This window comes from Bradyrhizobium sp. Pha-3 (assembly GCF_042258325.1).
GTDB lineage: Bacteria > Pseudomonadota > Alphaproteobacteria > Rhizobiales > Xanthobacteraceae > Bradyrhizobium > Bradyrhizobium elkanii.
Window position 1 is genome coordinate 4,987,653 of the sequence record NZ_CP170151.1, and the last position, 23,841, is coordinate 5,011,493.

The 23,841-nt window shown below is 64.2% G+C and carries 21 protein-coding genes; 3 read left to right on the forward strand and 18 right to left on the reverse strand.

The genetic code is table 11. The features are described from left to right. Nucleotides 1-51: 51 nt before the first annotated feature. Nucleotides 52-375 (forward strand): KTSC domain-containing protein, encoded by a 324-nt coding sequence (locus tag ACE10X_RS23410; RefSeq protein WP_038385112.1) that lies wholly within the window; start codon nucleotides 52-54, stop codon nucleotides 373-375. Between the two features lie 12 nt (nucleotides 376-387). On the opposite strand, the gene fabZ is transcribed toward ACE10X_RS23410, so the two are convergent. From fabZ to ACE10X_RS23480, 14 genes are all read right to left on the reverse strand, one after another. Then, nucleotides 388-846, reverse strand: coding sequence for a 3-hydroxyacyl-ACP dehydratase FabZ (fabZ, locus tag ACE10X_RS23415; RefSeq protein ID WP_016841580.1), 459 nt, complete (start codon nucleotides 844-846; stop codon nucleotides 388-390). Beyond that, complete coding sequence (gene lpxD / locus ACE10X_RS23420; protein WP_038385111.1) at nucleotides 846-1,907, reverse strand: UDP-3-O-(3-hydroxymyristoyl)glucosamine N-acyltransferase; 1,062 nt, start codon at nucleotides 1,905-1,907, stop codon at nucleotides 846-848. The genes fabZ and lpxD overlap by 1 nt, the downstream gene beginning before the upstream one ends. Nucleotides 1,908-1,939: 32 nt before the next feature. Then, nucleotides 1,940-4,480, reverse strand: coding sequence for an outer membrane protein assembly factor BamA (gene bamA / locus ACE10X_RS23425; RefSeq protein ID WP_038385110.1), 2,541 nt, complete (start codon nucleotides 4,478-4,480; stop codon nucleotides 1,940-1,942). A gap of 175 nt (nucleotides 4,481-4,655) precedes the next feature. Continuing rightward, nucleotides 4,656-5,807 (reverse strand): RIP metalloprotease RseP, encoded by a 1,152-nt coding sequence (gene rseP / locus ACE10X_RS23430; protein WP_038385109.1) that lies wholly within the window; start codon nucleotides 5,805-5,807, stop codon nucleotides 4,656-4,658. A 44-nt stretch (nucleotides 5,808-5,851) separates the two neighbouring features. Further along, nucleotides 5,852-7,078: a 1-deoxy-D-xylulose-5-phosphate reductoisomerase gene (dxr, locus tag ACE10X_RS23435; protein ID WP_375762947.1), complete on the reverse strand. Its 1,227-nt coding sequence runs from the start codon at nucleotides 7,076-7,078 to the stop codon at nucleotides 5,852-5,854. 4 nt (nucleotides 7,079-7,082) lie between these two features. Continuing rightward, on the reverse strand, nucleotides 7,083-7,931 hold the full coding sequence (locus tag ACE10X_RS23440) for a phosphatidate cytidylyltransferase (protein WP_375762948.1): 849 nt from the start codon (nucleotides 7,929-7,931) through the stop codon (nucleotides 7,083-7,085). Beyond that, nucleotides 7,928-8,686, reverse strand: coding sequence for an isoprenyl transferase (locus ACE10X_RS23445; protein ID WP_038385105.1), 759 nt, complete (start codon nucleotides 8,684-8,686; stop codon nucleotides 7,928-7,930). Before ACE10X_RS23445 ends, ACE10X_RS23440 begins: the two co-directional genes overlap by 4 nt. A 20-nt stretch (nucleotides 8,687-8,706) precedes the next feature. Then, nucleotides 8,707-9,270: a ribosome recycling factor gene (gene frr / locus ACE10X_RS23450; RefSeq protein WP_016844334.1), complete on the reverse strand. Its 564-nt coding sequence runs from the start codon at nucleotides 9,268-9,270 to the stop codon at nucleotides 8,707-8,709. Between the two features lie 50 nt (nucleotides 9,271-9,320). Continuing rightward, nucleotides 9,321-10,037: a UMP kinase gene (gene pyrH, locus ACE10X_RS23455; RefSeq protein ID WP_375762949.1), complete on the reverse strand. Its 717-nt coding sequence runs from the start codon at nucleotides 10,035-10,037 to the stop codon at nucleotides 9,321-9,323. A gap of 73 nt (nucleotides 10,038-10,110) precedes the next feature. Further along, nucleotides 10,111-11,034 (reverse strand): translation elongation factor Ts, encoded by a 924-nt coding sequence (gene tsf / locus ACE10X_RS23460; protein WP_028339654.1) that lies wholly within the window; start codon nucleotides 11,032-11,034, stop codon nucleotides 10,111-10,113. A gap of 127 nt (nucleotides 11,035-11,161) precedes the next feature. Beyond that, nucleotides 11,162-12,154, reverse strand: coding sequence for a 30S ribosomal protein S2 (locus ACE10X_RS23465; protein WP_028339653.1), 993 nt, complete (start codon nucleotides 12,152-12,154; stop codon nucleotides 11,162-11,164). 217 nt (nucleotides 12,155-12,371) lie between these two features. Further along, the gene (gene dnaE / locus ACE10X_RS23470; protein ID WP_304555302.1) at nucleotides 12,372-15,896 is read right to left on the reverse strand and encodes a DNA polymerase III subunit alpha; all 3,525 of its coding nucleotides are present in this window, start codon (nucleotides 15,894-15,896) and stop codon (nucleotides 12,372-12,374) included. 812 nt (nucleotides 15,897-16,708) lie between these two features. Next, nucleotides 16,709-16,921 (reverse strand): GDCCVxC domain-containing (seleno)protein, encoded by a 213-nt coding sequence (locus ACE10X_RS23475; protein WP_375762950.1) that lies wholly within the window; start codon nucleotides 16,919-16,921, stop codon nucleotides 16,709-16,711. Between the two features lie 184 nt (nucleotides 16,922-17,105). Next, nucleotides 17,106-17,840 (reverse strand): outer membrane protein, encoded by a 735-nt coding sequence (locus tag ACE10X_RS23480; RefSeq protein ID WP_038385098.1) that lies wholly within the window; start codon nucleotides 17,838-17,840, stop codon nucleotides 17,106-17,108. Between the two features lie 224 nt (nucleotides 17,841-18,064). On the opposite strand from ACE10X_RS23480, the gene ACE10X_RS23485 reads away from it, so the two are divergent. Together ACE10X_RS23485 and ACE10X_RS23490 are read left to right on the forward strand one after the other, a co-directional pair. Beyond that, nucleotides 18,065-18,430: a DUF3551 domain-containing protein gene (locus tag ACE10X_RS23485; RefSeq protein ID WP_304495539.1), complete on the forward strand. Its 366-nt coding sequence runs from the start codon at nucleotides 18,065-18,067 to the stop codon at nucleotides 18,428-18,430. Between the two features lie 119 nt (nucleotides 18,431-18,549). Beyond that, a complete protein-coding gene (locus tag ACE10X_RS23490) occupies nucleotides 18,550-18,819 on the forward strand; it encodes a DUF3551 domain-containing protein (RefSeq protein WP_038385097.1) in 270 nt (89 codons plus the stop codon). Nucleotides 18,820-18,929: 110 nt separating this feature from the next. On the opposite strand, the gene ACE10X_RS23495 is transcribed toward ACE10X_RS23490, so the two are convergent. From ACE10X_RS23495 to ACE10X_RS23510, 4 genes are all read right to left on the reverse strand, one after another. Beyond that, the gene (locus tag ACE10X_RS23495; RefSeq protein WP_038385096.1) at nucleotides 18,930-19,628 is read right to left on the reverse strand and encodes an ABC transporter ATP-binding protein; all 699 of its coding nucleotides are present in this window, start codon (nucleotides 19,626-19,628) and stop codon (nucleotides 18,930-18,932) included. 9 nt (nucleotides 19,629-19,637) lie between these two features. Further along, complete coding sequence (locus ACE10X_RS23500; protein ID WP_028339647.1) at nucleotides 19,638-20,918, reverse strand: lipoprotein-releasing ABC transporter permease subunit; 1,281 nt, start codon at nucleotides 20,916-20,918, stop codon at nucleotides 19,638-19,640. A 72-nt stretch (nucleotides 20,919-20,990) separates the two neighbouring features. Further along, the gene (gene proS / locus ACE10X_RS23505; protein ID WP_038385095.1) at nucleotides 20,991-22,310 is read right to left on the reverse strand and encodes a proline--tRNA ligase; all 1,320 of its coding nucleotides are present in this window, start codon (nucleotides 22,308-22,310) and stop codon (nucleotides 20,991-20,993) included. Nucleotides 22,311-22,474: 164 nt separating this feature from the next. Then, nucleotides 22,475-23,821 carry a copper resistance D family protein gene (locus ACE10X_RS23510; RefSeq protein WP_375762951.1) on the reverse strand — a complete coding sequence of 449 codons (1,347 nt, stop codon included), beginning with the start codon at nucleotides 23,819-23,821 and terminating at the stop codon, nucleotides 22,475-22,477. Between the last annotated feature and the right edge of the window lie 20 nt (nucleotides 23,822-23,841).

Consider the following 23,841-nt stretch of genomic DNA (forward strand, 5'->3'; position numbering starts at 1 on the left):
CCAGTGACGTATCATGACCGCCTGTTGCAAACGAGAAGGTCGCAACCAATCATGGTCCGGGCCGCCGCGCTGATCCTCAGCCTGCTCTCTGCGCCAGTCGGCCCGGAGACGGTCGATCTCGGCAACAGCACGGCGGTCGATCTCTCGAGCTTCGAATGCCGCGACATCAACCGCAGCACGATCGTCCAGCGGGTCTGCTACAGGGCGGATCAGCGCGCGCTACTGGTCGCGGTCAGAGGCAGCTACCAGCACTATTGCGGCGTCCCTGCCGAAACCTACGACGCGCTGATGAGCGCGCCGTCGATGGGCGTCTTCCTCAATCGCGTCCTGCGGATCGCGGGCGCGGACGGCCGCTACACCTGCACAACGTCGTGAGCCCGGCGCGGCCTAATCCGTCAGCATCGCACCGACATCGGCCTCGGCGACGACCTGGCCGTTGACCTTTGCATCGCCGTGAAACCACCACATCGTCTTGCGCCGGCCGAGCGAGCGCATGTGATACTCGATGGTGTCGCCGGGCATCACCGGCTTCCTGAACTTGCACTTGTCGATGGTGAGGAAATACACCGCGCGCGGCTTCTCGGTGCCCTCGACCGACTTGATGCCGATGACGCCGGCGGTCTGGGCCATCGCCTCGATCATCATCACGCCGGGGTAGACCGGGCGGTCCGGGAAATGGCCCTGGAACGGCGGCTCGTTGAAGGTGACGTTCTTGATGCCGATGCCGCTGTAGTCGGTGCGGATCTTGATCACCCGGTCGATCAGCAACATCGGAAAGCGATGCGGGAGCGTCTTCAGGATATCGTTGATATCCACCAGCTCGAATTTGACCGGTGCCTCCTCCATCACTCCTGTTCCTTGCCTTTGGCTTCGTTGTCGCGCACCAGACGCTCCACTGCGATAATTTCCCTGAACCACTGCTTGGTCGGCTTGGCGAAATGCCCGCCCCAGCGACCGTTGGCCGGGATATCGTCCTTGACCGCGCTCATCGCCGTCACCTGGGCGCCGTCGCCGATCTTGAGGTGGTTGTTGATGCCCACCTTGGCGCCGAGCGCGACATTGTCGCCGATCGTCAGGCTGCCGGCGAGCCCGATCTGGGCCGCCAGCAGGCAGTGCCGGCCGATCGTCACATTGTGGCCGATCTGGACCTGGTTGTCGATTTTGGTGCCCTCGCCGATCACGGTGTCGCGCAGGGAACCGCGGTCGATGGTCGAGGCGGCGCCGACCTCGACATTGTTCTGGATCACCACGCGGCCGGTCTGCGGCACCTTCACATGGCCGGCCGGCCCGAAGAAGATGAAGCCGTAGCCGTCCTGGCCGATATTGCAGCCGGGATGGATCAGGACATTGTTGCCGATCAGCGCGAACTGAATGGTGGTCTTGGCGCCGACATTGCAGTCGCGGCCGATCTTGACATCGGCTCCGATCACCGCGCCGGCGCCGATGATGGTGCCCGAGCCGATCTCGACCCGCGGGCCGATCACGACCAGCGGATCGACAATGACGCCGTCCTCGAGGCGCGCGGTAGGATCGATGATCGCCGACGGCGCGATGCCCTCGGTGTCGAACCAGGATTGCGGCCGCAGGGCATCGGCGTGCCATTCGCGGGCGAGCTCGACGAACGCCTGGAACGGCTTCGCCGCCCGCAGCACGGCAGTGCCCTTCGGCACCTGTGCCTCGAAGCGCGGGCTGACCAGACACGCGCCGGCCTTGGTCGCAGCAAGCTGGTCGGCGTATTTCAGATTGTCGAAAAAGGCGAGATGCATCGGACCGGCCTCGTCGAGCGAGGCCAGCCCCCTGATCTGAAGCGCCCCCCTTTCGGGGTCGACCAGTTGCGCCTTCGTCAGCGCGGCTATTTCAGCCAGCGATGACGAAGGAGGACTCTTGAAGAAGATCGGCTGCGCCATTCCATCCGTCGCAGTCCGGTTGGCAATCGGTCTTAGAACGTCGTACCGCCGCCAAACCGGAATTCTTGCGTGCGGTCAAACGCACCCTTGGTCAGCGGCACCGCGTAGTCGAAGCGCAGCGGACCGAACGGTGACTGCCAAATCAGGCCGACACCGACCGAGGTACGGACAACCTTGCTGTCATCGTAGCTCAGGCCAAGGCACGTACCCGGAGACGGCGGATTGTTCGTTGGCCTGATACAGCCAGGCTGGTTGACTTCGCCGGTCGCCGCCCACGAGGTCGGGCCCTGGTAATCGTACAGGCCGCCGGCGTCGGCATAGACCGCGCCCTTGAGCCCGACTTCCTTCGGCAGGAACCAGAACGGCATCTGCAGTTCCGCCGACACGCCCCAGTACTTGGTGCCGCCGATGGCGTCCATGGTGCCGTACGGGTTGATGTCACGCGGACCGATACCGTTCGGCGCGAAGCCGCGGACCAGGTTCGGGCCCATCTGGAAGTGATCGAGCATGCGCAGATCCGACGTCCCGAGCTTGTTCAGGATGCCGCCCTGGGCGTGGATCACACCGACGATGTCGGACACCAGCGGGGTGTAGTACTTCGCGTCGATCGCGGTCTTGATGTAGCTGACGTCACCGCCAACACCGGCGAAGTCCTGCTTGAAGTCGACGATCAGACCGTCGGTCGGGTTCTTGTTGTTGTCGAGTGTGTTGTAGTTGAGCGTGTAACCCAGCGCCGACGTGAGGGTCTTGCCGCCAGCCAGCTCCTTGCGGACCGGCAGCGAGGCTTCGCCGTCATAGAAGCAGCCGAGACCATTGGTCGACACCAGGCTGATTCCGTTCAGGTTCGCATAGGCCGGGCTCGGATTGAACGCGGGATTGGGCGTTCCATCCGGCAGGAGCGGCACGTTGTTACAGTTGTTCAGCGTCGACGGCAGGGTGATTTCCTGCTGGTAGATCGAGTAGCGCAGCTGCAGCGACAGATCTTCACGCAGGCTGAAGCCGAGCCGCGGGCTGAAGCCCAGCGTCTTGGTGCCGTACGCGATGTAGCTGTTGGACAGCTGCTGGCGCTGATAGAGGTCGAGGCCGAGCGCGACGCGGTAGTCGAGCAGATAGGGCTCGACGAACGACAGCGAGTAGCCGCGGGCATATTGGCCGTAGGTCACCGACGCCTTCGCGTACAGGCCGCGGCCGAGCAGGTTGCGCTCGGAGACGCTGACTTCGGCCAGCGCGCCGTCGGTGGTCGAGTAACCGCCCGACACCGAGAAGTCGCCGGTCGACTTCTCCTCGAGATCGACAATCAGGATGACGCGATCGCTGGAGGAGCCCGGCTCGGTGGTGATCTTCACCGTCTTGAAGAAGTCGAGGTTCTTCAGCCGGCGCTCGGCACGGTCGACCAGCGCACGGTTGTAGGCGTCGCCTTCCGAGATATCGAACTCGCGGCGGATCACGTAGTCGCGGGTGCGGCTGTTGCCGCGGATGTTGATGCGCTCGATATAGGTGCGCGGACCTTCGTCGATCGCGAAGGTGATCGACACCGTGTGATTGTCGAAGTTGCGATCGCCGCGCGGCCGAACCACCGCGAAGGCGTAGCCGCGGCGCGATGCCTCGATCTGCATCTCCTCGACCGATTTCTCCAGCGCCTCGGCGTTGTAGAGCGAGCCGACATTGACGCGCGAGTAGGTGCGCAGCGCGTTCGGGTCGAGCGTTGCGATCGACGACGTATAGTTGACGGACGCGACGCGGTACTGCTGGCCTTCCTCGATCTTGAAGGTAACCAAAAAGCCCTTCTTGTCGGGATCGTATTCGGTCAGCGCGGCGACGACCTGGACGTCGGCATAGCCGTTCTTGAGGTAGAAGCGACGCAGCAGGTCGCGATCGGCCTCGACCCGGTCGGGGTCGTAGACGTCGTTGCCGCCGAGGAAGCTCAGGATGTTCGATTCGCGGGTCTTGATGACGTCGCGCAGACGGGACGCCGAATAGGCGCTGTTGCCGATGAACTCGATCGACCGGACGCCGGTCTTCACGCCTTCATTGACCTCGAAGATCAGGTCGACGCGGTTGTTCGGCTGCTCGATGATCTGCGGGTTGACCCGCACGTCATAGCGGCCGGACCGACGGTAGATTTCGGCGATGCGCAGGGCGTCCGACTGGACCATCGGGCGCGAGAACGTGCCGCGCGGCTTGGACTGCACTTCAGCGGTGAGCTGTTCGTCCTTGATCTTCTTGTTGCCCTCGAAGGCAACGCGACCGATCACCGGGTTCTCGACCACGACCACGACGAGGCGCCCGCCCCGCTGATCGATATGGACGTCCTGGAACAGGCCGGTCTCGATCAGCGCCTTCAGACCGTCGTCGATCTGGGCCTGGCCCAGCCGACCGCCCGGCCCGGGATGGAAGTAGGAGCGGATGGTTTCAAGCTCGACACGGCGGTTCCCCTCCACCGTGATCGAATCGACGGTCTGCGCCGACGCAGGCACAGACACAGCTACGGTCGCCAAGGTGGCAACCACCGGCGCGGCGAACATGACCAAGGCGGCGAACAGCCCCCCCCTCACTCGCATTCCAAACATCATGCGCAACGCGCCCTTATCTTAACGATGCCAGATCGTTCCCCAACGACCCGACAGATTCCCAACCTGCCGCTCAGCTTGTAACCAAATTTGCCAAGGGGGCAAACTTACTAGAGCTGAACATTTCCATTTTCGTTCCAAGACGTTGCCCATTGGCAACGCCACAAAAAAGCCCGTTTCAGGACCCGGCGATCCTGAGGATGTCGTTATACGTCGCAAACACCATCAGCATCAGGACCAGACCCAGCCCGATTCGGAAACCCACCTCTTGCGTCCGCTCCGACAGCGGGCGTCCCCGCAGCGCCTCCGCACTGTAGAAAAGCAGGTGTCCGCCATCCAAAAGCGGGATCGGAAACAGGTTCAGCAGGCCGATCGAGACCGACAGGATGGCGCAAAGATTGATCACGAACTGGAACCCGGCGCTCGCGGCCTGCCCCGACAGCTTCGCGATTCCGATGACTCCGCTCACCTCGGCCGGATTGCCGGTTCCAACGAACAGCGACCCCAGGAACTTGAACGTGCTGGAGATGATGTACCAAACCTGCTCGACGCCGATCTTCAGGGCCTCCAGCACGCCGACCGAGGCGCTGGTCGCCTCGCCGACCTGAGCCTTGTGCTCGATTCCCAGCACGCCGATTCGGTGGGCATTGCCGAAGGGGTCCTTGACCTCTCGGAGCGCCGGCGTCGCCTTGAGTGCGACGATCGCGCCATCGCGCTTCACCTTGAACCCAAGCTCTGAACCAGCATTCGAGGCTACAATCCGCTGCATGTCGGCAAAGCTCTGAATCGCGCTGCCGTCGATATCCACGACGACATCCCCGACCTTGAAGCCGGCGTTCGCGGCGACGCTTTCGGCCACCAGGCCGTCGACCCGGGCGATCGTGCTCGGCTTGCCGTAGTAGAGCGCCATGCCCGCGAAAATCAGGGCGCCGAGGATGAAATTGGCGATCGGGCCGGCCGCAACGATGGCGGTGCGCTTTCCGACCGATTTGTGATGGAAGCTGCCCTCGCGCTCTTCCGCCGTCATGGCGGCGAGCGTCTCGTTGGACGGCGTCGATGCCTCGCTGTCGTCGCCGAAGAATTTGACGTAGCCGCCGAGCGGTATCGCCGAGATCTTCCAGCGCGTGCCATGCCGGTCGTTGAAGCCGGCGAGCTCCGGCCCGAAGCCCAGCGAGAACGTCAACACCTTCACGCCAGCCCAGCGCGCGACCAGGAAGTGGCCGAGCTCGTGGAAGAAGACGACGATGGTCAGGACGAAGAGGAAGGGAACGATGGTACCGAGAAGCCCATGACTCAACGCATTGATACTATGAATAAAATACTCGGGCATTCGATTTTCCCTCGACAAGAGCCAAAGGCTCCGTCCCCAACCCTCTAGGTTGCCTTTAAGGCAATTTGAGGCAATAGGGCGGCAGCTTTATTTCGCGCGATATGGTCAACGGAAATCGCATCATCCGCCGAGCGCAGTGGTGGCTGATTCCCTGACTTGATCCAATCGTTCATCGTCGCCTCGACCAGCCGGGCGATCGCGCCGAACTTGATCTTGCCGGCGATAAACGCGGCGACCGCGATCTCGTTCGCGGCGTTGTAGACCGTCGTCGCGCCGTGCCCCATCCGCAGCGCCTCGTACGCCAGCCGCAGTCCCGGGAAGCGTTCAAAGTCCGGCGCCTCGAAGGTGAGCTGTCCGATCTTCGCGAGATCGAGCTTGGCGGACGGGCCGACGACGCGGTCGGGCCAGCCGAGGCAATGCGCGATCGGAATCCGCATATCGGGCGTGCCGAGCTGGGCGACCACCGATCGGTCCGAGAACTCGACCATGCCGTGGATGATCGACTGCGGGTGCACCAGTACGTCGATCTCGTCGGGCGCCAAAGCGAACAGATAGGACGCCTCGATCACCTCGAGGCCCTTGTTCATCATCGACGCGGAATCGATCGTGATCTTCTGCCCCATGCTCCAATTGGGATGTTTCAGCGCCTGTTCCAGCGTCGCCTGCTCGATGTCGGCGGGCGCCCAGGTGCGGAACGGCCCGCCGGACGCGGTGATGATCACCCGCGTCAGTTCCTCGCGATTGCCGGAAGCCAGCGCCTGGAACAGCGCATTGTGCTCGGAGTCCGCCGGCAGAATGCAGGCGCCGGCCCTCTTGGCCCGCTCCATGAAGATATCGCCGGCGCAGACCAAACATTCCTTGTTGGCGAGCGCGACGGTGGCGCCGCGATCGACCGCGGCAAGCGCGGGCTTCAGCCCGGCCGCGCCGCTGACCGCCGCCATCACCCAATCGGCAGGCCGCGCGGCCGCCTCGATGATCGCGCTCTCCCCAGCCCCGCATTCGGTCCGGGTTCCGGCCAGCGCGTCCTTCAGCTCCGAAAGCTTCGCCGGATCGGCAATGGCGGCGAACCGCGCGCCGAATTCCTTGGCCAGCTTGGCGAGGCCCTCGACATTGCTGTTCGCGGTCAGCGCCTCGACTCGGTAGCGGTCGCGCGCGCCGCGCAGCAGATCCATGGTGCTGTCGCCGATCGAGCCGGTGGCACCGAGGACGGTTACGGTCCGCACGGCGGACACCGCCGCGGCCTTGTTGTTACGCAACGGAACTGCGCTCATCTCATCACCAAACCATAAGACCGCGTCCGACGCCATCGGCGCCACCACGGAGAAAGCCGAAAATCGCCGCCACAATGACGGCCGCGACAAATCCGTCCAGGCGGTCCAGGAGGCCGCCGTGACCGGGAATGATGTGACTCGAATCCTTCACGCCGAACCGCCGCTTCACCGCGGATTCCAAGAGATCGCCGAGTTGCGAGACCACAGACAACACGGCTCCGAGCATCAAGAGCGGACCGGTCGAGCCGATCTCGAAGGCGGCAAAGCCGGCAGCGACCAGCAGGCTCGCCACGAAGCCGCCTACCGCGCCCGCCCACGTCTTCTTCGGGCTGACCCGCACCCAGAGCTTCGGCCCACCGATGCTGCGGCCCGCGAAGTAGCCGCCGATATCGGTGACCCACACGATCAGCAACACGAACATCAGCGCGGCAAAGCCCTTCGCCGTGTCGAGGCGCAGCAGGATCGATGCGATCTCGGCCCCCGCGGCATAGAGCAATCCCGCAATGGCCCAGTTGCGCCGCGCGCCGGACGTCAGTGCCACAACAACCGCACCGACGGCGAGCACGATCAGGGTCGCATCGATACGGCCGGCCATCAGGCACAGTCCGGCGAGCAGCAACGTGATCACGCCGGGCACCACGATACGGAGCTCGCGTCCGAGTCCGGTGACAACAAGCCATTCCGCGAACAATCCGGCCGCCGCCAATGTCACGAGGAACGACCAGGCGACGCCACCCATATAGGCCAGCGCGATCGCAACCGGCGCCAGCACCAGCGCCGCGATCACGCGCATCGCGAGATTGCGCGACCCCTGTTCGTTTGCTGCCGCCGGCGCGGCCTCGCCCTCGGTCACGATCCGGTTTTCGCAGCGAGCCCGCCGAACCGGCGCTCGCGCTTGCCGTATTCCGCAATCGCGCCTTCGAGCGCCGCCTTGTCGAAATCCGGCCAGTGAATCGGCACGAACACGAGCTCGCTATAGGCGGCCTGCCACATCAGGAAGTTGGACAGACGCTGCTCGCCGCTGGTGCGGATAATCAGATCCGGATCCGGGATGTCGGGCGCATCGAGATATTGCCCGAGCGTGTCGGCATCGATGGAGCTGGCGTCGCGCTTGCCTTCGGCGACCTCGCGCGCAAGGCGCCGCGCTGCGGAAGCGATCTCCGCGCGCGAACCGTAGTTGAAGGCGACCACGAGGTTGAGCTTGTCGTTATTCCTGGTCAGCTCCTCGGCTTCGTTGAGCAGCGCGCAGATGTCGGCGTCGAGGCCGTCACGCTCACCGATCACGCGTACCCGCACCCCATCGCGGTGCAGCGTCGCCAGATCGTTGCGGATGAAGCGGCGCAACAGGCCGAACAGATCGCCGATCTCGCTGGCCGGCCGCGACCAGTTCTCCGAGCTGAAGGAAAAGATCGTGAGATAGACGATGCCGAGTTCATGGGCTGCACGCACCACGCGGCGCAGCGCCTCGACGCCGCGGCGGTGGCCCTCGACGCGCGGCAGGCCGCGCGACTTGGCCCAGCGCCCGTTGCCGTCCATGATAACAGCCACATGCAACGGACTGCCAGAGCGATCCGGTCCGTCAGTTGCTGGGGCGGCGGCGTTCGACATCGGCTGTTTCCGTAGCGCCTTCAGACCGTCAGGATTTCCTTTTCCTTGGCGGCGAGCAGCTGGTCGATTTCAGCGATCATGCCGTCGGTCGCCTTCTGCACCTCGTTCGACAGGCGCTCCTGATCGTCCTCGGAGATCTCGTGATTCTTCTCGAGCTTCTTGATCACGTCGAGACCGTCGCGGCGCACGTGGCGCACCGCGACCTTTGCCGCTTCGGCGTATTTGTGCGCGACCTTGACGAGCTCCTTGCGGCGCTCCTCGTTGAGTTCGGGAATCCGCAAGCGCAACACCTGACCTTCGGTCGCCGGCGACAGGCCGAGATTGGAATCGACGATCGCCTTTTCGACCGCCTTTACCATCGTCTTGTCCCAGACCTGCACCGAGAGCAGGCGCGGCTCGGGCACGCTGATGGTCGCAACCTGGTTGAGCGGCATATGCGAGCCGTAAGCCTCGACCTGGACCGGCTCCAGCATGGACGCCGCGGCACGGCCGGTGCGCAAACCGCCGAGCTCGTGCTTGAGCGATTGTGTGGCGCCCTGCATGCGGCGCTTCACGTCGTTGATGTCAAAACCAGGTGCGGCCATGACGTTCTCCCTTCCCTAGAAACCGGCTGTCGACGCCCGGAGGCGCGGCATCAGCCGGCGACGACCGTGCCGTGTCCGGTACCGCGCAGAACCGCACCGATCGAACCGGGCTCCGCGATCGAGAACACGATGATAGGCAGCGACGTCTCGCGGGCAAGCGCGAAAGCGGTCGCGTCCATGACCTTGTAGCCGCCCTCGATCGCCTGCGAATGGGTCAGGCGGTCGAAGCGCTTGGCTTTGGGGTCCTTCTTCGGATCGGCGCTGTAGACGCCGTCGACATTGGTGGCCTTCAGCACCGCCTGCGCGCCGATTTCGGCCGCGCGGAGCACGGCGGTGGTGTCGGTCGTGAAGAACGGGTTGCCGGTTCCACCGCCGAGCAGGACGATACGTCCCTCGGCGAGATATTTGTGCGTTGCACTACGGGTGAACAGCTCGGAGATCTCCGGCATCACGAATGCCGACAGGGTCCGCGCCGGGGTACCCTTGCGCTCGATCGCCGCCTCCAGCGCGAGGCAGTTCATCATGGTGGCAAGCATGCCCATGGTGTCGCCGGTCGGCCGGGAGACGCCGCGCGAGGACACCTCGACGCCGCGGACGATGTTGCCGCCGCCGATCACGACGGCGACCTCGATGCCGAGCTTGCGGGCAGCGATCAGGTCGTCGGCGACGCGATCGACCGTCGGTTGATCGATACCGAAACCGTGGGAGCCGGCTAGATATTCGCCGGACAGCTTGATTACCACGCGACGATAGATCGGCTCAGCCATGATGCGATCGCTTTCCTATCCCGCGCAGGCAGGCTTCCGGCGCAAAGCGCCGGAGGCCCTCTGGTGTCAGCGGTTACTTCTTGCCGCTGGCGGCCGCGACTTCGGCGGCGAAGTCGCTTTCCTGCTTCTCGATTCCCTCACCGAGAGCATAGTTCACAAAGCCAGCGATTTTGATCGCCCCGCCGACCTTACCCTCAGCTTCCTTCACCGCCTGGGCAACCGACTTGCCGCTGTCGTGGATGAAGGCCTGATCGAGCAGGCAGACCTCCTTGTAGTAGGTCTTCAGGCCGGAATCGACGATCTTCTCGATGACGTTCTCCGGCTTGCCCTGCTGGCGGTACTTGTCGGCCAGCACGTCCTTCTCGCGCTTGACGGTCTCCGGATCGAGTCCGGCCGGGTCGAGCGCCAGCGGCTTCGCCGCCGCCACGTGCATGGCGAGCTGGCGGCCGAGCACCGCGAGCTCGTCGGCCTTGCCGGCGGACTCCAGCGCCACGATCACGCCGATCTTGCCGGCGCCCTCGACGACCGCGTTGTGGACATAGCTCGACACCACGCCCTTGCTCACCTCGAGCGAAGCGGCGCGGCGCAGCGTCATGTTCTCGCCGATGGTCGCGATCGCGTCGGAGATCGCGGTCTCGACGGTGACGTCGCCGACCTTGGCCGCCTTGATGGTCTCGACGTCGGCACCGTTGTGCAGCGCGACCTGGGCGATCATCTTGACGAGGCCCTGGAACTGCTCATTGCGCGCAACGAAGTCGGTCTCCGAGTTGACCTCGACGAGCACGCCCTTGGTGCCGGAGGTCAGCGCGCCGATCAGGCCCTCGGCCGCGACGCGGCCGGCCTTCTTGGCGGCCTTGGAAAGGCCCTTCTTGCGCAGCCAATCCTGCGCTTCCTGCATGTCGCCGTTGTTCTCGGTCAGCGCCGCCTTGCAATCCATCATGCCCGCGCCGGTCGACTCGCGGAGCTCCTTGACCATCGCTGCTGTGATCGTTGCCATCGTTCAATGCCCTTCTTGCCTGTACAGAAACCGCGGCGCCCGATGGCGCCGCTGTCTGCGACAGGGAAATCGTTGTTCGTGGAATAGAAGCGGCGGCCGGGAGAGACCCGGCCACGCCGCGTAACCTTTATTCCGCTTCGGCGAGCGTCTTGGCCTGGGCGACCCAGGCGTCGGCACGGCTCGGCAGACCGACTTCTTCGCCGATCTTGTGCGCGGTGTCGTGATCGAGCTCGGCGAGCTGCCAGTAGTGGAAGATGCCGAGGTCGTTGAGCTTCTTCTCGATCGCACCGGACACGCCGGTGAGCTTCTTGAGGTTGTCGGCGGTGCCGCGCGGACCGGCGAGGCCCTGGAAGCCGGACGGCGCAGCCGCCGGAAGGTCTTCTTGCACGGGCGTCGCCGACGCGCCGATGTCGATTCCGGAATCGCCCTGAGCGCGCGAGATGCCGTCGATGGCGGCGCGCGCCACGAGATCGCAATACAGCGAGATCGCGCGGCCGGCGTCGTCATTGCCCGGCACCACATAGGTGATGCCCTTCGGGTCCGAATTGGTGTCGACGATCGCGGCGACCGGAATGTTGAGCCGCTGGGCTTCCTGGATCGCGATGTCTTCCTTGTTGGTGTCGATCACGAAGATCATGTCGGGAAGACCGCCCATGTCCTTGATGCCGCCGAGCGAACGGTCCAGCTTGTCGCGCTCGCGCTGCAGCGTCAGCCGCTCCTTCTTGGTGTAGGAGTTGGCTTCGCCCGACGACAGCACGTCGTCGAGATGACGCAGGCGCTTGATCGAGGCCGAGATCGTCTTCCAGTTGGTCAGCGTGCCGCCGAGCCAGCGCGAGTTGACGAAGTACTGCGCCGAACGCTTGGCAGCGTCGGCAACGCCGTCCTGGGCCGAGCGCTTGGTGCCGACGAACAGGATGCGGCCGCCCTTGGCGACGGTATCGCTGACCGCCTGCAGGGCACGGTGCAGCATCGGCACGGTCTGCGCGAGGTCGATGATGTGGATGTTGTTGCGGGCGCCGAAGATGTAATCCTGCATCTTCGGATTCCAGCGGTGGGCCTGGTGGCCAAAGTGAACGCCGGCTTCCAAAAGCTGACGCATGTTGAATTCGGGCAGCGACATAGATTCAATTCTCCGGTTGGTTCCTCCGGAAACGTGTGAGCAAACGCGCCTGAATGGCCCGGTTGCCACCGGACGGCCTTGAGAGCCATGTTTCCGTGTGAGATGGCGCGCTATATAGCGCGATTTGCGCGAGAAGCAAGGAAATACGGCAGGTTACCCCGGCCGGCCGGGCCCAAATCGTGCCGAAACGGCCCTGTTTGGCGCCCGAAACCTCCCTTTAGAGGGTCTGCACGTCGACCACGCCCGCGACCGCCTTGATCGCGCCGGCGATCTGCGGCGAGACCCTGTAGCGGCCGGGCAGCTTCATCTCCACCTCGGTTTCGAGGTCCAGCATCATCACCAGCGAGACGTCGCCATCGGCCCCTGCCGCCGGTGGCGGTGCGGCGGCCGGCTTCACGGCCGGCGCCTTTGCGGCGCCGCCCGGGGCGGGCGCGGCTTCCGGCATGTTGAGGCGGCGAGCGATCGAATCCAGCGGCTTGGTGTCGCGGACGAAGATGCGCAGGCCCTTTTGCGTCTTGGCGGCGGCGTGATCCAGCGGTTCGGCGTGCAGCACCCTCGCCCGCACGTCCTCTCCCTGCAATTCGGCGCCGAGCTGCAACAGCACGGCCGCCCCCGGCTCGAGCACGTCGCGGTATTGCGCAAGGCCCTCCGAGAACAGCACCGCCTCGAAATGGCCGGTCGGGTCCGACAGGCCCATGATGCCCATCTTGTTGCCGGTCTTGGTGCGCCGTTCCATGCGCGACACCACGGTTGCCGCGACCTTGCCCGCGGTGGCGCCGGTCTTCACCGCGCGCGAGAATTCCGCCCAGGACTGCACGCGCAGCCGCTTCAGCGCGGTCGCGTAATCGTCGAGCGGATGGCCCGACAGGAAGAAGCCGATGGCGTCGTATTCGCGCCGGAGCCGGTCCGCGGGCAGCCACGGCTCGATCTGCGGCAGCATGATGCTCGGCGCATCCGCCGCGCCGCCGAACATGTCGTTCTGGCCCGAGGTCGCCGCCTCGTGGCTGCGCTGGCAGGCGGCAAGGATCGCATCGGCACCGGCGAAGACGCGCGCGCGGCTCGGCTCCAGCGTGTCGAAGGCGCCGGCCGCCGCAAGGCTCTCGATGATCCGCTTGTTGACGGCGCGCGGGCTCACCCTTGCTGCGAAATCGGCGAGCGAGGTGAAGACGCCCTTCCTGTTGCGCTCCTCGATGATCTGCTCGACCGCCTGGATGCCGACGCCCTTCAGCGCCGCGAGCGCGTAGTAGATCGTGTTGTCGCTGACCTCGAAGGTCGCGCCGGAGCGATTGATGTTGGGCGCCTCGACCTTGATGCCGAGCCGCTGCGCCTCGGAACGAAATTCGGAGAGCTTGTCGGTGTTGTTGAGTTCGAGCGTCATCGACGCCGCCAGGAACTCGACCGGGTAATGCGCCTTCATATAGGCGGTGTGGTACGACACCAGCGCATAGGCGGCCGCGTGGCTCTTGTTGAAGCCGTAGTCGGCGAACTTGGCGAGCAGCTCGAAGATCGTCTCGGCCTGGCCCTTCGCCACGCCGTTCTTCATTGCACCGGCGACGAAGATGTCGCGCTGCTTGTCCATCTCGGCGCGGATCTTCTTGCCCATCGCGCGGCGCAGCAGGTCGGCCTGGCCGAGCGAGTAGCCCGCCATCTGCTGCGCGATCTGCATCACCTGTTCCTGATAGATGATGACGCCGAAGGTCTCCTTCAGGATCGGCTCCAGGATCGGATGCAGATATTCCGATTCCTCGTCACCGTGCTTGCGCGCGCAATAGGTCGGGATGTTCGCCATCGGGCCCGGGCGATACAGCGCCACCAGCGCGATGATGTCCTCGAAGCGGTCCGGCCGCATGTCGATCAGCGCGCGCCGCATGCCCTGGCTTTCCACCTGGAACACGCCGACGACATCGCCCCGCGCCAGCATCTGATAGCTCGGCGCATCGTCGATCGGCAGCGTCGCGAGATCGACATCAACGTCGCGCTGCTTGAGCAGCTTCACCGCAACGTCGAGCACGGTCAGCGTCTTCAGGCCGAGGAAGTCGAACTTCACGAGGCCCGCCGGCTCGACCCATTTCATGTTGAACTGGGTCACCGGCATGTCGGATTTCGGATCGCGGTAGAGCGGCACCAGCTCGCTCAGCGGCCGGTCGCCGATCACGATGCCGGCGGCATGGGTCGAGGCGTGGCGCGTCAGACCTTCGAGGCGCTGCGCGATATCGAACGCACGCGCCACCACCGGATCCTCGTCGCGGAACGCCTGCAGCTTCGGCTCGCCCTCGATCGCCTGCGCCAGCGTCACCGGTGCTGCGGGATTCTGCGGCACCAGCTTGGTCAGCTTGTCCACCTGCCCATAGGGCATCTGCAGCACGCGCCCGACGTCGCGCAGCACGCCGCGCGCCTGCAGCGTACCGAAAGTGATGATCTGCGCCACCTGGTCGCGGCCGTAGCGCTCCTGCACGTACTGGATCACCTCGCCGCGGCGGTCCTGGCAGAAGTCGATGTCGAAGTCCGGCATCGAGACGCGTTCGGGATTGAGGAAGCGCTCGAACAGCAGCGCAAACCGCATCGGATCGAGGTCGGTGATGGTGAGCACCCAGGCCACCAGCGAGCCCGCGCCGGAGCCGCGGCCCGGTCCGACCGGAATGCCCTGCGCCTTCGCCCATTTGATGAAGTCGGAGACGATCAGGAAGTAGCCCGCATATTTCATGCGGGTGATGACGTCGAGCTCGAACGCAAGGCGCTTGCTGTAGTCCTCTTCGGTCATTCCCGGCGAGAGACCGTGCACCCGCAGGCGATTCGCGAGCCCCTCCTCGGCCTGGCGTTTCAGCTCGGCGGCCTCGTCGGCGGCGGCATCGACGCTGGCGGCCGCCCCCACCGTGAAGAACGGCAGGATCGGCTTGCGGGTCTTCGGCCGGAACGAGCAGCGCTCGGCGATCTCCACCGTCGAGGCCAGCGCCTCCGGGATGTCGGCGAACAGCACCGCCATTTCCGCGCGGGTCTTGAAGCGGTGATCCGGGGTCAGTTGCTCGCGGTTAGTCTCGGCGATCAGATGGCCGCCGGCGATGCAGAGCAGCGCGTCATGTGATTCGTAGTCGTCATTGCTGGCGAAATACGGCTCGTTGGTCGCGACCAGCGGCAGGCCCTTGCTGTAGGCGAGATCGATCAGGCCGCCCTCGGTGCGGCGTTCCTTGTCGGCGCCGTGGCGCTGCAATTCGATGTAGAGGCGATCGCCGAACAGGCTGGCCAGCCGCTCGCAGCGGGTGGTCGCCAGCGCCGCCTGTTCGGCCCGGAGCGCCAGCGCGATCGGCCCGTCGGGGCCGCCTGTCAGCGCGATCAGGTCTTCGGCGTCGTCGGTGAGCCAATCGAACTTGATGTGTGGGGTCTGGTTGACCGGCGTCTCCAGGAACGCCCGCGAGTTCAGTCGCATCAGGCTGCGATAGCCGCGCTCGCGCGCCGCCAGCAGCACGATTCGCGCCGGGCCCGTCGTCGCAAGGATGCTCCGCGTATTCGGATCGACGTCGCCGAAATCCACCGCGAGCTCGCAGCCGACGATCGGCTGGATGCCGTAGCCGGCCATCTTGTCGGAGAATTCCAGCGCCCCGAACATGTTGTCGGTATCGGTCAGCGCCAGCGCCGGCTGGCGGTCGGCCTTCGCGAGCTCGCCCAGCTTGGCGATCTTGATCGAGCCCTTCAGCAGCGAATAGGCGGAATGAACGTGAAGATGAACGAATCCGGCATTCGGCATGGCTGCTTACGGAAGCTCTTGGGTCAGGGATGGAGCGAGCGCCAGGGCCGGAGCTCGAAAGCGTCAGACCCGACTCGCGATCCCATCGTGGGGCCTGAACCCTGCCAAGTCCACGCCGAACGCGGCATGGCGGCAAGTCCTCCCGCTTTTCCCCAAGGGCAAACCATGCCGTCGGCTATGCTCCAGTCCCCGCGGGCGCATTCTCAGAATTGGGTGATCAGCTGGGCCCACACCGCGATCATCCCGACGAACAGCGTGATCGATGCCAGCGCTGCAGCTTCCTGCACGAAAATCTTCAACATGGCCGCCCTCCCTGAACTGGAACGTATGCAGAACATTGTTCCTTTTTTGTTCTAGGAGTCAAGCAACGGTAGTGGGTCAGTTTGAAAACTGACCCCGAAAGAATCCCTTGGTTAATCGTGGCAGGAAGTGGCAGCGACTCGATAGTTTGAAGCGTTACTGCGCTCAGCGTAGGACGTGCTGATTCACTTCTCAGACTTGGCTGCCAGCGTTGCTTGGGTAGTGGGTCAGTTTGATTGTGGCAGTCGGCCGGGGTGGAAATTGGCTGGCACAGGGTGCATATTTGCTCCATGAGCCACTGGCTAAAAACTGCCTTGATCATTTTCGGCATGTGCGCCGGGTGGATGGCCTTTGGTTACTTGACCACCGATGACGATGAGATCGTCCGAATCGTTGCGGCGCAAAAATGACCCCTAAACGCCCCAGAGACCCCAACCTCTGTGGTTAATTCCAGACCGGCCGACGTCTCGCCGCCGATCCGGATGGCGAGCTGGTCGGGAAGTTCCGGGGAGCTAGTTACCGCAGCAATTCCCCGCCTGCTTGGGCGGGCACGGGATTGTTCCGTATGAGCAAAACACGCAGCAATCTCCTGCTTTCGGTTTCAGGCGACTGCCGCACCCCTTGCAGTCGTAGAAGAACCGGCAGGCATCGGTCGGCATCGTCTCGATGGAGACATGGCCGCAGGATGGGCACGTCAGTTCGGAGATAAGCTGCACGTTCGTCATGCCCCGAATATGCGGCGTTGACCGTTCGGTTGGAAAGCCCGCCCAATCAAATCTGCCCCGAATCCCGGAGCGGACGAGCGAAGCCCACCCCCCTGCTACTGGCCGACGAACTGCGCCGCCAAGCCAACAAAAAACCCCGGGCCGAAGCCCGGGGTTTTCGATGCCGCTTGAATTAAGCGAGCGATCAGTACTTCGCGATGACCGGGCCACCGAACTTGTAGTTCAGACGGCCGAGGACCATGTCGGTGTCGCCACCGGTGTGGAAGCCAGCCACTGCAACACCAGCCGGGGTGACGAAGGTCGCGCCGTGGGTGTCTTCGAAGATGTGGTTGTATTCGACGCCGAGCGACCAGCCCTGCGAGAAGGCGAACTCGAGGCCAACGCCGACCGTCGGGCTCCAACGGGTGTCGAAGCCGGTCTCGGACGCCAGATTGCCGACCGCGTTGAGGAACTGATAGTTGCGATCGGTGACCGCAGCACCGCCCTTGGCGTACAGCAGGACGTTGTTCCAGGCGTAGCCGATCTGACCGGTGAACAGGCCGAACGCATCGGTCTTCGAGCGAACGATGCCGCCCGGGACGACCAGGTTGCCGGTGCTGCCGGAGAAGTCAGCCCAGTTGCCCTGAGCTTCCAGACCGAACACCCAGCCGCCGGCCTGCCAGCGGTAGCCGATCTGGCCACCGACGGTACCGCCGTTGGCGTCGTAGCTTCCGACGCCGCCGAAGCCGTCGACCGAACGGTTGTCGTGGCTCTGGCCCCAACCGCCGTTGATACCGATGTAGAAGCCAGTCCAATCATAAACAGCGGCAACCATGGGCGGCGGAGCCTTGGTGTAAGGGCGAGCCGCGAGGTCAGCCGCGGAAGCAGCAGTCGCGCTGAGCGCGATCATGCTGGCGGTGACAAGCAAAATCTTTTTCATTTTCCCGTTCCAACTTTTTCTACAGGCCCCCAAGGCCGCGAGACACCGTCATAGCAGCCCCCGGCGGAATTGCTGTAACTTCGCTGCAACAGGCAGGGCCAAATGACTTCCCTCAAATTTGAAGTTAATACTGTATTACGGGCTCTTCCTGGAACTTTTGCCACACAACTGCCGCACAATCTTCACAATTCAGGTCCGCCTGCGCAGCTGCGCGCAAGATCGTGTTGACCGAAACCGGCTTGTCCGATTTGGATCGTCGCCAAGGTCGAATCTTCGCAGCAAAAGGAATGCACATGCGGACGATGATTCTTGCTGCTGCAGCGTCGGTGGCCGCACTCGCAACGCTGGGGACTGCGCCCGCACATGCGGTCGGCGTGCGTTACCCGTTCTGCATTCAGGGCGACCGCTATCCCGGCCTCAGCAACTGCTCCTATCCATCGTATGAGGCGTGCCTGGCCACTGCTTCGGGCATCGGGCAGAACTGCGTCGCCAACCCCTATTATGCCGGCGACAACGACCCGCGCTCCTATCTTCACGTGTCCCCGCGGGACCGCCGTGAGGGCAATTTCTTCGACCTGTTCATCCACTGACGCCCGATCCGGCAAACACCGGCGCGGGAATGTGAGTTGATCCAGCGCTGCGCGCGGGTGCCTATTCGCGCGCGCTCGGCATCAGCATTGCCGGCGCCCGACCGACGAGGAGATTTCTGATGCGCAGTCTGATTCTGGCACTGTTGCCGGCATTCCTGGCCTTGGCGGCGCCGGCACCAGCCAGCGCCCAGAAATACGATTCGACCTCGCCGGTCTGCAAAACCAACTACCGATGGGGCGGTGAGGATACCGATTGCGGCTACACGTCGATCGCGCAGTGCCAGACCTCGGCGTCCGGCCTGGCGGCGATCTGCGTCAACAACCCCTACTATGCCGGACCGCCGATCGACCGTCGGCCGAGGCAGCCCGGCAGACGCCCCGCTTATTGAGGATCAAGCGCTTTCCGGGTCCGCGTGAAGCAGAGCGAAAAAGGCTCCGGATTCCAGCTCTTAGCGCGCGTTCTTCGCGTGAACAATTACCTGGTTCGCGCGACGGCGCACTATTCGAGCTCGACAACCTGTCCGTTCGACAGCGACACCCTGCGATCCATTCGCGCGGCGAGATCCAGATTGTGGGTTGCGATCAGCATCGCGACCCGGGTCGCCTTCACGAGTTGCATCAGCGCGCTGAAGACGTGGTCGGCCGTGCCGGGATCGAGATTGCCGGTCGGCTCGTCCGCGAACAGCACCCGGGGCGCGTTGGCGACCGCACGCGCGATCGCGACACGCTGCTGCTCGCCGCCTGAGAGTTCGGCCGGACGATGGGTGATGCGGTCGCCGAGCCCGAGATAGGAGAGAATCTCGGTCGACCGTTTCACGGTTTCGGAGCGTTTGAGGCCGCGAATCATCTGCGGCAGCATGACGTTTTCGAGCGCCGAGAACTCCGGCAGCAGCCGGTGCGATTGATAGACGAAGCCGATATCGGAACGGCGAATCTGGGTGCGGTCGACATCGGACATCTGCGAGGTCGGCGTGCCCGCGACATAGACTTCGCCGTCATCAGGGGTCTCCAGCAGGCCCGCGATGTGCAGCAACGTCGACTTGCCGGATCCCGACGGCGCCACCAGCGCCACCGATTGCCCGGGCCACAGCGCGAGCTTGGCGCCGTTCAGGACCGTCAGCGTCGCTTCGCCCTGCCGGTATTCCCGCTTGATGTCATGAAGATAGACGACCGGTGTGTCTTCCGCCCCCTCAGCCATGTGCGCTCCTTATTCGTACCGGAGCGCGTCGACCGGATCGAGGCGCGCGGCGCGCCAAGACGGGTAGAGCGTCGCAAGGAAGGACAGCGTCAGCGCCATGATCACGACGGCGAGCGTCTCGCCAAAATCGATTTCAGCAGGCAGCTTCGACAGGAAATACAGCGTGGGATCGAACAGTTCCGTGTTGGTGAGCCACGACAGGAATTGCCTGATGGTTTCGATGTTGAAGCAGATCAGCAAGCCGACCAGCAGACCGACCAGCGTGCCGACGACGCCGATCGATGCGCCGGTGATCAGGAATATCCGCATGATCGAGCCTTGCGAGGCGCCCATGGTACGCAGGATCGCGATGTCCTGGCCCTTGTCCTTCACCAGCATGATCAATCCTGAGACGATGTTGAGCGCCGCGACCAGCACGATCATGGTCAGGATCAGGAACATCACGTTGCGTTCGACCTGAAGCGCGTTGAAGAAGGTCGAATTGCGCTGCCGCCAGTCGACCAGGAAGACCGGCCGGCCCGCCGCCTCCGTCACCAGCTTGCGATAGGTCTCGATCTTGTCCGGATTGGTGGTGAACACCTCGATCGAGGACACGTCGTTGTTGCGGTTGAAATAGGCCTGCGCCTCGGTCAGCGGCATGAACACGAAAGTCGAATCATATTCCGACATGCCGATCTCGAACACCGCGGTGATCTTGTAGGGCTTGATGCGCGGTGTGGTGCCCATCGGCGTCACCGCGCCCTTCGGTGAAACCAGCGTGATCATGTCGCCGGCATGCAGCGAAAGCTGATCGGCGAGGCGGCGACCGATCGCGACGCCCTGCCCCTCATCAAAGCCCTCGAGCGAGCCTTGTTTGATGTTCTTGGCGATCGAGGTGAGGTTGTTGAGATCGTCGGCGCGGATGCCGCGGATGAAGACACCGGCAGCGTTGAACGGCGACGATCCGAGCCCCTGCCCGTCGACGACAGGCGCGGCGAGGCGGATGCCCTGCACCTGGCTGATGCGGTCGGCGACATCCTTCCAGTCGGTCAGCGGCGATTCCAGCGGCTGCACCAGAATATGTCCGTTGAGGCCGAGGATCTTGTCCAGCAATTCCTTGCGGAAGCCGTTCATGACCGCCATCACCACGATCAGCGTAGCGACGCCGAGCATGATGCCGAGGAACGAAAAGCCGGCGATGACCGAAATGAACCCTTCCTTGCGGCGCGCGCGCAGATAGCGTCCGGACAGCAGCCATTCGAATGGCGCAAAGGGCGGGGTACGGACTGGCTCGCTCATGGTCTCATCCATCTGTCGATAATCCCATGATTCGGGCCAAATGTGGCCGGATTACCCCGCCGATCAGCGCGGCGTGAATAAACTTTAACCCGCGAGCTTCGCGACCACGTCGGCGGGGCTCATGTTGTCGCGTGAGCCGTCGCTGCGACGCTTCACTTCAACCTTGCCGTCCGCAAGCCCCTTGGGTCCGACGAGAATCTGCCACGGGATGCCGATCAGATCGGCCGCGGCGAACTTGGCGCCGGCACGCTGGTCGGTGTCATCATAGAGCACGTCGACGCCCTTCGCCGAGAGCTCGCGATAGAGCTGCTCGCAGGCGCCATCGACCGCGGCATCGCCCTGCTTGAGATTGAGGATCGCGGCGCGGAACGGCGCGACGGCCTCGGGCCATTTGATGCCGGCGTCATCGTGACACGCTTCGATGATCGCGCCGACCAGGCGCGACACGCCGACCCCGTAGGAGCCGCCATGGATCGGCACGTCGACGCCGTCGGGACCGGCGACCATCGCCTTCATGGTGTCGGAATACTTGGTGCCGAAATAGAAGATCTGGCCGACCTCAATGCCGCGCGTGTTCAGCCGCTTCGCCTCGGGCACTTCCTGTTCGAAGCGCGCGGCCTCGTGGACGTCCTCGGTCGCGGCGTAGACCGAGGTCCACTGCTTGATGATCGGCGTCAGATCACCGTCATAATCGACGTCCTCGCCCGGCACCGGCAGGCCCAGCACATCGCGGTTGATGTAGACGCCGGACTCGCCGGTCTCCGCGAGCACGATGAATTCATGGCTGAGGTCGCCGCCGATCGGGCCGGTCTCGGCCCGCATCGGGATCGCCTTCAGGCCCATCCGCGCAAAGGTGCGCAAATAGGCCACGAACATCTTGTTGTAGGAGCGCCGCGCGCCGGCCTCGTCGAGGTCGAACGAATAGGCGTCCTTCATCAGGAACTCGCGGCCGCGCATCACGCCGAACCGCGGACGCTGCTCGTCGCGGAACTTCCACTGGATGTGGTAGAGGTTGAGCGGCAGGTTCTTGTAGGACTTGATGTAGGAGCGGAAAATCTCCGTGATCATTTCCTCGTTGGTCGGCCCGTACAACAGCTCGCGCTTGTGACGATCGAGGATGCGCAGCATCTCCGGGCCATAGGCGTCGTAGCGGCCGCTTTCGCGCCAGAGATCGGCGAGCTGCAGCGTCGGCATCAAGAGCTCGAGCGCGCCGGCGCGGTCCTGTTCCTCGCGAACGATCTGCTCGATCTTCTTCAGCACCCGGAAGCCGAGCGGCAGCCAGGCATAGATGCCGGCAGCCTCCTGCCGCATCATGCCCGCGCGCAGCATCAGCCGATGCGAGACGATCTCCGCCTCTTTCGGGTTTTCTTTCAGGATGGGCAGGAAAAACCGCGACAATCGCATGGCGTTACTCGGGAATCAGGAAAGCGTGGGAAGAGCTGCAGTGAAACCGGATCGGTTGTGAAAACACAAGGCCGCCAAATAAGAAAAACCCTTCAAATCAGGCGATTTTCGGCCATTTGAACGAATTGCGTCCCATCGAAGCCCCGAGCGCGCTGACCGCGGCTTTACCTGACCTCGAAATCGTCTTCCAGCGTCACTTTCTTGAAATCGGTCACCAGAGCGTCGATCTGCATGTGCCAGCGGCCCGGGACCGGCAGCGGCACCTTGCGCACGTGCCAATAGCCATCGGCACCGCGCGCGGCGGCGCGTTCCATCGGTTCGATGCCGCGCTCGGGCAGGCTCAGCGTCAGCGTCGCCTCCTTGGCCGCAAACGGGCTGGCATCGCCGTTCATCAGCTGCAGCACGAAGTCGTTCGGCCCGACCTTGCCCGGCGCGATCAACACCTGGAACATCGCGGCATCGGTGTGGATGTGGACCGCGAGCGGAACATCGGCCGACATCGCCAGCACGCGCGGCGGCGGCGTGAAGCGCCAGAGCGCGACGAGGCCGAGAATGGCGATCATCAGCACGAATTCGAGCGCAATCGAGCGCTGCAGCGGCCGTGTCCGATGAAACTCGCGCGCGATGGCCGGCGTGAACACCAACCGGTTCAGCGCAGCGAGCCCGAGCAGCAGCACCACCGGCACCAATTTCGCAACGAGGATGTTGCCGTACCCGGTGTCGATCAGCGCGTGAAAACTTTCGAGCTGGACGATCGCGAGCGCCAAGCCCGACAGGGCGATCAACGCGACGACCGGCACTGCGAGCGTCGAAAAATGCCGCAGCACCCGCAGCAGCGAATCCTTACGCTGCCAGGCGAGTACCGCGAGCGGCGCCAGCGCGCCCATCCAGAACGCCACGCCCACGCCATGGATGAACAGCGCGGTTCGCGTCAGCCATTGCGGCGAGGCCGTGGCGGCGTGGCCGCTGACCGCAAACGACAACCCGACACAGATCATTGCGATCGCAGTGCGGGTGAAGGCTGCACCGAACGACGGGCTGCGCCAGGCAATTGCCGCGATCAGCATCGCGGCAATTGCGAGCAGCAGCGCGGGAAACAGGCTGGTGTCCGCGGCGCTGGCCCATGCCGCCCACGTCACGATGCCCGAGAGCGGCAGGTTCAAGAGGTCGACGCCCTGCAATCCAAGCGACGCGATCGCGCCGACAAGGCCGATCTTCAGCGACCACATGATCAGCCGTTCGCCGGCCGGGCCCTGCCCGATCCAGGCGGCAAAGAACACGCCGCCGACGCCGGCAAACAGCCCCAGATAGAGCCCGAGCCGCGCCAGCCAGATCAACACATCGAGCACGCCGTCGCTTGACGGCGCCGCCGAGCCGGTGACGACGCCGATCGAAAACAGCAGCGAGCCCGCGACCGGATGCCTTGTAATACGATCCGACCGCCGCCTGCTTTCCTTCGAGCGTGATATGCGCGATCGCCGGCTGCGCTGCGAGCAGCGCAGCCGTGGCAATGAGGAGCGTCTGTGATCGC

What these genes read in the sequence shown, in the direction of transcription:
- ACE10X_RS23410 (WP_038385112.1), top strand. Translation starts at nt 52, where the DNA reads ATGGTCCGGGCCGCCGCGCTGATCCTCAGCCTGCTCTCTGCGCCAGTC.
- fabZ (WP_016841580.1), bottom strand. Translation starts at nt 846, where the DNA reads ATGGAGGAGGCACCGGTCAAATTCGAGCTGGTGGATATCAACGATATC.
- lpxD (WP_038385111.1), bottom strand. Translation starts at nt 1,907, where the DNA reads ATGGCGCAGCCGATCTTCTTCAAGAGTCCTCCTTCGTCATCGCTGGCT.
- bamA (WP_038385110.1), bottom strand. Translation starts at nt 4,480, where the DNA reads ATGATGTTTGGAATGCGAGTGAGGGGGGGGCTGTTCGCCGCCTTGGTC.
- rseP (WP_038385109.1), bottom strand. Translation starts at nt 5,807, where the DNA reads ATGCCCGAGTATTTTATTCATAGTATCAATGCGTTGAGTCATGGGCTT.
- dxr (WP_375762947.1), bottom strand. Translation starts at nt 7,078, where the DNA reads ATGAGCGCAGTTCCGTTGCGTAACAACAAGGCCGCGGCGGTGTCCGCC.
- ACE10X_RS23445 (WP_038385105.1), bottom strand. Translation starts at nt 8,686, where the DNA reads ATGTCGAACGCCGCCGCCCCAGCAACTGACGGACCGGATCGCTCTGGC.
- frr (WP_016844334.1), bottom strand. Translation starts at nt 9,270, where the DNA reads ATGGCCGCACCTGGTTTTGACATCAACGACGTGAAGCGCCGCATGCAG.
- pyrH (WP_375762949.1), bottom strand. Translation starts at nt 10,037, where the DNA reads ATGGCTGAGCCGATCTATCGTCGCGTGGTAATCAAGCTGTCCGGCGAA.
- tsf (WP_028339654.1), bottom strand. Translation starts at nt 11,034, where the DNA reads ATGGCAACGATCACAGCAGCGATGGTCAAGGAGCTCCGCGAGTCGACC.
- ACE10X_RS23465 (WP_028339653.1), bottom strand. Translation starts at nt 12,154, where the DNA reads ATGTCGCTGCCCGAATTCAACATGCGTCAGCTTTTGGAAGCCGGCGTT.
- dnaE (WP_304555302.1), bottom strand. Translation starts at nt 15,896, where the DNA reads ATGCCGAATGCCGGATTCGTTCATCTTCACGTTCATTCCGCCTATTCG.
- ACE10X_RS23475 (WP_375762950.1), bottom strand. Translation starts at nt 16,921, where the DNA reads ATGACGAACGTGCAGCTTATCTCCGAACTGACGTGCCCATCCTGCGGC.
- ACE10X_RS23480 (WP_038385098.1), bottom strand. Translation starts at nt 17,840, where the DNA reads ATGAAAAAGATTTTGCTTGTCACCGCCAGCATGATCGCGCTCAGCGCG.
- ACE10X_RS23490 (WP_038385097.1), top strand. Translation starts at nt 18,550, where the DNA reads ATGCGCAGTCTGATTCTGGCACTGTTGCCGGCATTCCTGGCCTTGGCG.
- ACE10X_RS23495 (WP_038385096.1), bottom strand. Translation starts at nt 19,628, where the DNA reads ATGGCTGAGGGGGCGGAAGACACACCGGTCGTCTATCTTCATGACATC.
- ACE10X_RS23500 (WP_028339647.1), bottom strand. Translation starts at nt 20,918, where the DNA reads ATGGATGAGACCATGAGCGAGCCAGTCCGTACCCCGCCCTTTGCGCCA.
- proS (WP_038385095.1), bottom strand. Translation starts at nt 22,310, where the DNA reads ATGCGATTGTCGCGGTTTTTCCTGCCCATCCTGAAAGAAAACCCGAAA.